This is a genomic window from Wenzhouxiangella sp. 15190, from assembly GCF_003417465.1.
Taxonomy (GTDB): domain Bacteria; phylum Pseudomonadota; class Gammaproteobacteria; order Xanthomonadales; family Wenzhouxiangellaceae; genus Wenzhouxiangella.
The window spans coordinates 1-8981 of record NZ_QVMV01000019.1 but is presented as its reverse complement, the minus strand read 5'-3'; the positions used below and the strand labels follow the sequence as shown (position 1 = coordinate 8981).

At 63.8% G+C, this 8981-nt stretch carries 5 protein-coding genes; 4 read left to right on the top strand and 1 reads right to left on the bottom strand.

Annotated features, from left to right (window positions below; translation table 11 throughout):
• Positions 1-233: 233 nt before the first annotated feature.
• Positions 234-1343, bottom strand: coding sequence for a prephenate dehydrogenase/arogenate dehydrogenase family protein (locus tag DZK26_RS04760; protein ID WP_116897081.1), 1110 nt, complete (start codon positions 1341-1343; stop codon positions 234-236).
• Positions 1344-1434: 91 nt separating this feature from the next.
• On the opposite strand from DZK26_RS04760, the gene DZK26_RS04755 reads away from it, so the two are divergent.
• The 4 genes from DZK26_RS04755 to DZK26_RS04740 all read left to right on the top strand — a co-directional run bounded on the left by DZK26_RS04755 (position 1435) and on the right by DZK26_RS04740 (position 8772).
• Positions 1435-3708, top strand: coding sequence for a penicillin acylase family protein (locus tag DZK26_RS04755; RefSeq protein WP_181918251.1), 2274 nt, complete (start codon positions 1435-1437; stop codon positions 3706-3708).
• A gap of 140 nt (positions 3709-3848) precedes the next feature.
• Entirely contained in the window at positions 3849-4691 is an 843-nt protein-coding gene (locus DZK26_RS04750) for a DUF547 domain-containing protein (RefSeq protein WP_220376492.1), read from the top strand.
• Positions 4688-7147: a TonB-dependent siderophore receptor gene (locus DZK26_RS04745; protein ID WP_181918252.1), complete on the top strand. Its 2460-nt coding sequence runs from the start codon at positions 4688-4690 to the stop codon at positions 7145-7147. Before DZK26_RS04750 ends, DZK26_RS04745 begins: the two co-directional genes overlap by 4 nt.
• Positions 7148-7191: 44 nt before the next feature.
• A complete protein-coding gene (locus tag DZK26_RS04740; protein WP_116897084.1) occupies positions 7192-8772 on the top strand; it encodes an FMN-binding glutamate synthase family protein in 1581 nt (526 codons plus the stop codon).
• Positions 8773-8981: the final 209 nt, after the last annotated feature.

Here is an 8981-nt window from a genome sequence, read left to right as displayed (position 1 = left end):
AAAGGAATTCGCCGCAAGAGCGCGCGAAGCGCGCCGGGCGAAACCGCCTTTGACTTGTCGAGGCTCGCGCACCTCTTGCGGCGGCATCAATCAGCCCAGCGGCAGCGGAGTTGAAGAACCACCCGCCATCAGCCTGCGGAGCAGGCGGGCGGAATATATTTTGACTTGTCGAGGCCCGCACCGCGACCGGTGTCACCGACCCAGCCGACGCTCCGAAGCGGGGCGCGCCCCATCTACTCCAGATCGGACAGATACGCCCTGCCCCGCAACATAAGCTGGCGAAACGCATCGGCATCATCGTTCTCGATGCTTTCGACCAAGGTCTGCACGGCTGCCAGCAGCGCCTCGCGAATGCCCTCACCGTGGCGGTTGAGCGACTGGATCTCGAAGTAGAGATCCGGGTTCTCGCCGGCCACGCCCCGTGCCACGGCCAACTGACGATCGAACGTCGTGCTCGAGAGCTTCGCCAGGCGCTCGGCCGGCACGCCGCAGTCGGCCAGGGCGGTAAAGAAGACGATGCTCAGTGCGTGCGAAAGGCCCAGCACCGGCGCCATGAGACGGTCGTGCTCGTCGAGCTCGATTACGACGACGTCGGCCAGGGTCTCCACAAAAAGCGACTTCACTGCCTCAACAGCCTCGGAGCAGCCGACGTCCATTACCAGCACATGCTTATCCGACAGCAACTGCGTATCGGGGCCGAACATGGGGTGAATGGAGCATGCCCGCAGCCCCGAATCGGCGGCCGCTCGAAGGGCCGGAAGCAGCGGCGACTTGAGCGATCCAATATCGAAGACCAGAGCATCGACGGGTTGCCGCGCGAGCTCCGCAAGCACATCGGCGGAGATACGCAGCGGGGCGGCGATGGCGATGAGGGCAACGTCCGTCGGTGCCTCGCGCCAGTCGGAGAAACGTGTCCTGCCATCGGATTCCACGGCCGGATCGGCAATCAGCACGTCAAACCCCTGGCCATCGAGGAACGCCGCCAGCCAGCGCCCCATTTGCCCGCCCCCACCGATCACGAGGGCGCGCTGTCCGTGGCCGTGTCCCGCAAGACGCAGCCGCTCCTGCTCCTGACGCGTCAAGGAGGCCTGGATCAAGCGCTGGAAGATATCCTCGGCCAATTCGGGGTCCAGCCCCTTCGATTCGGCGGCCCGGCGCACGCCGTCAAGCACCTCGCGCTCACGTCGGAAGTCACGCAATTGCCGGCCGTGCCGCTTCTTGATGCTGCCGATGTCGGAGACTAATTGCTGACGTTTCGTGGCCAGTTCGATCAGATCGGCGTCTACCCCGTCGAGTTCGTCCCGCAAGGCCTTGAGGCGCTGCGTGAGTTCCGGGTCATCCATCGGTCAGGCTCCACTTGTCATTCCCAATAGGTGCGTACATATTGCCCTCATGCAGGCACAATGTGTGCACAAATCCCTCAGGGATCGTGCAGTGCCCCGACGCCAAAGCATTCTCAAACGCAGCCTGCTCGTCAGCCTGGCAACCGTCCTCGCGGCAGCCGCCGCAGTCTGGTTCGGCGGGCCGCGCTGGCTCGACGACTCGGTCATGGCCTATGAAGGTGAAACCGGGTTGCCCGGCCTCGACGCGAGTGTCGAAGTCCTGTTCGACGAGCGTGGCATTCCGCGTGTCTATGCCGAAACGGACGCCGACGCAATGCGTGCCCTGGGCTGGCTGCATGCGGGGGAGCGCTTGTTACAGCTCGAACTGATCCGGCGCCTGGCGCGTGGAGAGCTCTCCGCCCTGGTCGGCGAAGGGGCAGTGGAACTCGATATCCTGCACCGCTCCTTCGGGTTCGCCCGGCGGGTGGCGGATGAGAAGCCCGATCTCGACGCCGAAGCTGCCGGGCTGATCGACGCCTACGTCGAGGGCATCAACCGGCAAATCGACGCCGTCGACCGCCTGCCGCCGGGGCTGATCATGCTCGGCGCCGAACCGGAACCCTGGACGCGCGAAGACGTCCTGACCATCGCCTACTACCAGACCTTCTATCCCACGACCCTCGTACGGCGGCTCAGCCGAGCCTGGCACGCGATTACGCTCGAATACGGGCAACCGGCCGCGGACTGGCTCAGCGAACTGCCCGAATGGACGCGATCGACCCTGCCCCGCCAGTCGATCACCAAAGCCTCGAATACCTGGGTGGTCGCACCCGAAAAATCGGAAAGCGGTGCGGCCATGCATGCCTCGGATCCGCATCTCGAGATCGATCGCGCACCTGGCACGTGGTACGCCGTCGGCCTGCACTCGAAAGAGACCTTCGATGCCCTGGGCGTCACGACACCGGGCCTGCCCTTTATCACCATGGGGCACAACGGGCAAATCGCCTGGGCCTTCACCGTCGCGCCGGTGGACGTCTTCGAGCTCTACCGCCAGCCGCGCGATCCTGAAGATCCGCAACGTATCGGTGGTCCCGAGGGCTGGCAAAACCTGCTCGTTCGCAGCGAAAGCATCGAAATCCGCGGCCGCGAGAAAGCCCTGGAGCGCGAGTTTCACTACACCCCGCTGGGGCGGGTCATCGACATCGAAGACGATCATGTCGTCACCATGCGCTGGGCCGGATTCGAACTGCCGCTAGCCAACATCGTCACCAGCGGCCTGGCACTAAACCGGGCCGACAACTTCGAGACCTTTCGCCGTGCGGCCACCGACATGGGTGCCCTGTCGGTCAACTGGAGCTATTCCGACCGCGACGGCAACATCGGCTACGTACAATCCACGCCAATCCCGGACCGCCGGCATGAACGCTTCTTCACCGTGCTCGATGCAACCGATCCGCTCAACGACTGGGACGGCTTTCATCCCCCGGAGGAATTGCCCTGGGCCCTGAATCCCGAGCAGGGCTGGCTGGCCAATTCCAACAACAATGCCGTCGGCGAGGACTGGCCGTATCCGGTCCCCGGTTTCTACAAGCACCTGCGCATGCGCCGGATCAGCGACCATCTCTCCTCACGGGATACTTTCGACCGGGCCGACATGCGACGTTTCCAGCTCGACCAGCGCTCCGACCGCGCCCTGAGCTGGCGCGACTGGCTGGCCGACGTGGCCGAGGAATCCGGGCGCAGCGCCATTGCTTCAGAGTTACGTCAGTGGGACGGCGTCATGCGCGCCGAAAGCGACATGGCCGGGCTGTTTCAGCTTTGGTGGCACTACCTGGCCCGCGCCGTGTTCGAGCCGAATGACGGTGAGCCCGGGGCAAGCTGGCGTGAGCAGCGTCCCCTGCTCGACAACTGGTTGCACTCCGCCCCCGAAGAAGCCTTCCCGCCGGATGTCGATCGCGACCAGGCTGCCCTGAAAGCGCTGGAGGATGCTCTCAAGATCGGCATTCATCCGCTCGGCCGTATCCAGACCCTGAGCATTCGCCATCCCCTGGCCGACAATGCGCTGCTCGATGCCTGGCTGGATCTCTCGCGTGGGCCGGTACCGCGCGGCGGCGATGCCGGATCCCTCAACGTCAGCTATGTCGGCTTCGATCCCGAAGCGGGCAGCCTGCAAGTCGGCGGTGCCGCCTCGATGCGTTTCGTGATGGACTGGTCCGATCCCGACGCCTTCACGCTCAACCTGACCTTCGGGCAATCCGGCAACCCTTTCAGCCCGCATTTCGACGACTTCTTCGACGATTTCCTGACCGGCGATCCATGGGTCGTTCCCTGGTCGCGCAGCGCGGTCGAGGAAAGGATCGCCAGACAGCTCGTCCTGCGCCCCTGACGGGCGCCGCCGGGTGGTTACGCACAACTGCGTATGGCGATGGCACACGCAGTGGTCTATGCTCGCCCTGCATTCACCGCACTTGGCGACAATGGCGCCCTGAAACACGGCGCCTTTAACCGGAAGTCTCTATGCACGCAATGATTCGTCCTCTGGTCTTTCTGCTGGTATCACTTTTTGCCCTGCCTGCCCCGGCGGGCACCGTGGCGGAAATATTCGAGTCTTACGGCAAGCTGCTCGAGCACCACGTGAGCGAACACGATCTCGATGCGGGTGGGCTGGTCTCATCCTTCGATTACCGGGGCGCCATGGCCGAAAGCGAAAGCCGGGAACTGATCGAGCGGCAGCGACAGCGCCTGGCCGGGCTCGAAAGCGACGCGTTCGACAGCCGCGAAGTCGCCCTGGCCTTCTGGATCAATGCCTACAACTTCTTCATGATCGCCCACATCGTTGACCATCCCGACGACGGCGAACCGGTCGACTCGGTCAAGGATTACGGCAGCCTGTTCAAGCCCTTCCGCGTGTTCGAGCGCAAGCGCTACGACGTCGCCGGGCGCAAGCGTTCGCTCGATGAAATGGAAAAGGAAATCCTCCTCGGCGAGGATTTTGCCGAACGCGGCTGGAAGGACGCGCGCGTGCATTTTGCCGTCAACTGCGCCTCGGTGGGCTGCCCGCCGCTGAGAAAGACCCCCTACACGACCGCCAGCGTCGAACAGTTGCTGGACGAAAATACCCGCCGCGCACTGCGCACCCCACTGCACCTTCATATCGCAGGCGACACGGCCCGGCTGAGCAGCCTGTTCGACTGGTACGGCCCGGATTTCGAGCGGGCTGCCGGCAGCGTCGATGCCTTCATCAAGAACCACCTGGATGAAGAGCGTGCTGCCGAGTTCGAGGCCACCGAACAATCCCGCTTCATCGACTATGACTGGCAGTTGAATTCGCCGTCCAACATCCGCCAATGGCTGGAGAACCATCAGTGAACATCCCGATCCATCGCTTGTCGGCGCTGGCAATGATCCTGGCGCTCGGGGCCGGCGCGAGCACTCCCATCCCCGCGCAGGATGATGGCCAGCGACTCGAACTCGACGCCGTGACCGTCATCGGAAGCCGCGCCCGCGCCACCACTTCCGGCCAGACGCTCATTCCGGTGGACATCGTCACCGGCGAGACGCTGCGCAGTGCCGGCGCGGTGGGCAATGAACTGGGCGAGGCGCTGGCCCTGGTTGCACCGTCGTTCAGTTTTCCGCGCCAGTCCAATTCGGTTACCTCCGATCACGTACGTGCCGCGCAGCTGCGGGGCATGAACCCCGACCAGGTGCTGGTACTGGTCAACGGCAAGCGCCGTCACGTTTCGGCGATGGTCAACGACAACACCAAGATCGGCCGCGGCACCAACGCTTTCGACTTCAACACCATTCCGCTCAGTGCCGTCAAGCGCGTGGAAGTCATGCGCGACGGGGCGAGCGCACTGTACGGTTCGGATGCCATTGCCGGCGTGATCAATATCGTCCTCGACGACAGCGTTGGCGCAACCAGCATCGGCCTGAGCCACGGCTTGCACCATACCGACGTCGCACCCGTCGATGAGACGATCACCGACGGCCACTCGACGGGCACCTGGCTCAACAGTGGGCTTGCCCTTGACAGCGGCGGCTTCTTGTCCTTCGGCCTGGAAGCAATCCGCCGCGGGGCGACCAACCGCGCCGGACCGGATCGCGTCTCACCGTTCATCCCGCAGACCGAAGCCAACCTCGCCTTTCGAGGCCGCCGGACCCACCGCGTGGGCGATCCCGAAAGCGACGCCGTGGGCGCCTGGTTCAACGCCGAGCGTCCCCTCGGCGAGGTTACGCTCTACGGTTTCGGCACCGCCAGTTTGCGTGAAACCGAGGGCGCGGCCGTCTACCGCTACCCCGACAGCAACCAGAACGTGCCGACCCTCTACCCCGACGGCTTTCGCCCGGTCACCATCGGCGACAACGAGGACATTGCCCTGGGCCTCGGTGCGCGACATGAACTCGCCGGATGGGAATTCGACCATTCCCTGAGTACCGGCTATAACCGCTTCGAATTCGGGGTGAAAAACTCCGTCAACCCCTCGCTCGGGTCCGACAGCCCGACGCACTTCGATTCGGGCACCTTCACCAACAGCCTGGTTGCGCTCTCGAGCGAGGCACGCCGAAGGTTCGATCAGGGCCCGTTCGGTCGACCGGCCCATCTGGCCGCCGGGCTCAACTATCGGCTTGAGCGCTTCGAGTCCGATGCCGGAGACCTCGCCGCCTACACCGCGGGCGAGTTCCGCTACCCCGAGGAACTGGCCGCACTGGTCGGCCTGCCCGACATCGGTGCCCAGGGCGCCAAGGGCCTGGCACCAGCCGATGCGACAGACGAGGAACGCCACGTTCTGGGCGCCTTCTCCGAATTGACCACGAACGTGTCCGAACGTCTCGAGGGCAGCGTGGCCGCACGCTACGAATACCATGATGATTTCGGCAGCACCCTGACCGGCAAGCTCTCGCTTCGCCACGAAACCACCGATACCCTGAGCCTGCGGGCGTCGGTGTCCAACAGTTTCCGCGCGCCCTCGCTGGCACAGCTTGCGTGGGCCCGGCGAGACAATACCTTCTCTTCCGAGGGCGGCCGCATTTCCTCGCGGCTGGTCTCCAACGACTCGGTCATCGCGCAATCGCTGGGCATACCGTCCCTGGACGAGGAACGTTCGATCAACTTCAGTGCCGGACTCGTCTGGCAACCAACGCGCGACCTGCGCGTGAGTGCCGACGTTTTCGAAATCCAGGTGGACGACCGCATCACCCTGTCGAGCTTCATCCGCGACCCGGCCGTGATCGACTTCATCGCCCCCCTCCCCGGCGCCGAGGGTGTACAGGCCCTGAGCTTCTTCACCAATGCCGCCGATACCCGCACACGCGGCGGCGAGTTGCTGTTTAGCCTCGACCTCCCTGGTGAACGCGGCGACTGGCGCATCGACAGCAACTACAGCTACGCGCGCACGGAAGTGACGGACACCGCCGAGCCACCCGGTGAACTGGCCGCGCTGGTACCGGGCATCGATCTTCTGGGCGTGGAAGAGCGCAACACCATCGAGACCGCCACGCCGAAACATCGCTGGATTTCCAGCGTGAAATGGCAGGGCAGTGCATGGTCGTTTTCCACACGACTGCGGGCCTATTCTTCGGTGGTGCGTGAATTCGTATTCGCCCGGCAGGAATTCGACGAGCAGTACGCCATCGATGTCGAGGCCGCTTATCGCGTTGCACCACGGTGGCGGATCAGTCTGGGCGCTAGCAACCTGACCGACCGCTATCCCGACCGTTCCGGGGAGGCCAACGACTTCTTCGGCAACTTCGCCTACGATCCGATCAACCCGATCGGGCTCAACGGCCGGTTCATCCATGCACGCACCGAGCTGACCTTCTGATGGCAGGGGTTCAATTCGGTCGCGATTCCGGCTAGGCTCCCCGCATGGCGAGACAATCCGTTTTTGTATTCCTGCTCATCGGCTTCGCAGTCGTCGGCCTGGTCGGAATGGCCTGGTCGCCGGCCTGGTACCTGCTGTTCATCATCGTGCCGCTGCTGGCGCTGGGTCTGCGCGATGCCATGCAGACCAAGCACACGGTACTGCGGAATTTTCCGATCATCGGCCACTTCCGCTACCTGATCGAGCATTTCCGGCCGGAGATACAGCAATACCTCATCGAGAGCAATCTCGACGCCTACCCGGTCGAGCGCGAGTATCGCGCACTCATCTACCAGCGCGCCAAGGGCGAACTGGAAACCCGGCCCTTCGGTACCCAGCGTGACGTCTATCGTCCCGGCTACGAATGGGCCGCGCATGTGACCACGCCGGCGCCCATGCTCGATGAAGAACCACGTATCGACATCGGCGGCAAGAACTGCAAGCAGCCCTATTCCTCCTCACTGCTCAACATCTCGGCAATGAGCTTCGGCTCGCTGTCGCCCAACGCCGTGGAAGCGCTCAACAAGGGCGCGGCCGAAGGCGGATTCGCCCACAACACCGGCGAAGGCGGCGTTTCGCGCTATCACCTGCATGGCGGCGACCTGATCTGGCAGATCGGTTCGGGTTACTTTGGCTGCCGCACGGCCGAGGGTAATTTCAACCCGGACCGCTTCGAGGAAGTAGCCGCCGGGGACAGCATCAAGATGATCGAATTGAAGCTCTCGCAGGGAGCCAAACCGGGCGCCGGTGGAATCCTGCCAGGACCGAAGGTCAGCCGCGAGATCGCCCGGGCGCGCGAAGTGGAAGTCGGCGAAGCCTGTATCTCGCCGCCCGCCCACAACGCTTTTTCCACGCCGTTGGAGATGATGGAGTTCATCGCACAACTGCGTGAACTGTCCGGTGGCAAGCCGGTGGGCGTGAAGTTCTGCATGGGCCGGGTCAGCGACTTTCTGGCGATGTGCCGGGCAATGCTCGATACCGGCATCCAGCCGGACTTCATCACCGTCGACGGCGGTGAAGGCGGCACCGGCGCGGCCCCGCTGGAGTTCACCAACTCGCTCGGCATGCCCAAGCGCGATGCGGTGGTGATCGTTCACGACATTCTCACCGGCACCGGCCTGCGCGAGGATATCCGCATCATCTGTAGCGGCAAGATCCTGAGCGCCTTTCACATGATCCGGACCCTGGCACTCGGCGCCGACGGCTGCAACAGCGCCAGGGCGATGATGTTCGCGCTCGGCTGCATCCAGTCGCTTAGCTGCAACAACAACACCTGCCCCACCGGCGTCACAACCCAGAATCCCTCCCTGGTGCGCGGCCTGGTGGTCGACGATAAGGCACCGCGCGTTACCCGATTCCACAAGAAGACGATCGAGGGACTCATCAAGATGCTCTCGGCCATGGGTTTGAGCCATACCGACGAGATCCGGCCAGAACACATCTATCGCCGTTCCGGCGAACTCAGCGTCGCAACCTACGCCGATCTCTACGATTTCCTCGAGCCCGGGCAATTGCTCGAACAGCACAACGGCAAGGGCTTGTTCAGCGAGGCCTGGAAGAACGCGCGAGCTGATCGCTGGACGTGATCGCAACCTCGCCCTGGCGGACGGCTTATTGAGAGTCCCGTCCGGGTGGTTGGCCCCTTGGTGGTTGGTGACACCGCGCATTGTGCGGGTTTCGACACGTCAACTGCGGTTTCGCCCGGCGCGCTTCGCGCGCTCTTGCGGCGAGCTACTTTTTTCTCGCGCGAAAAAAGTAACCAAAAGCGCGCTGAAAAGATTGCGGATGCGCCGCA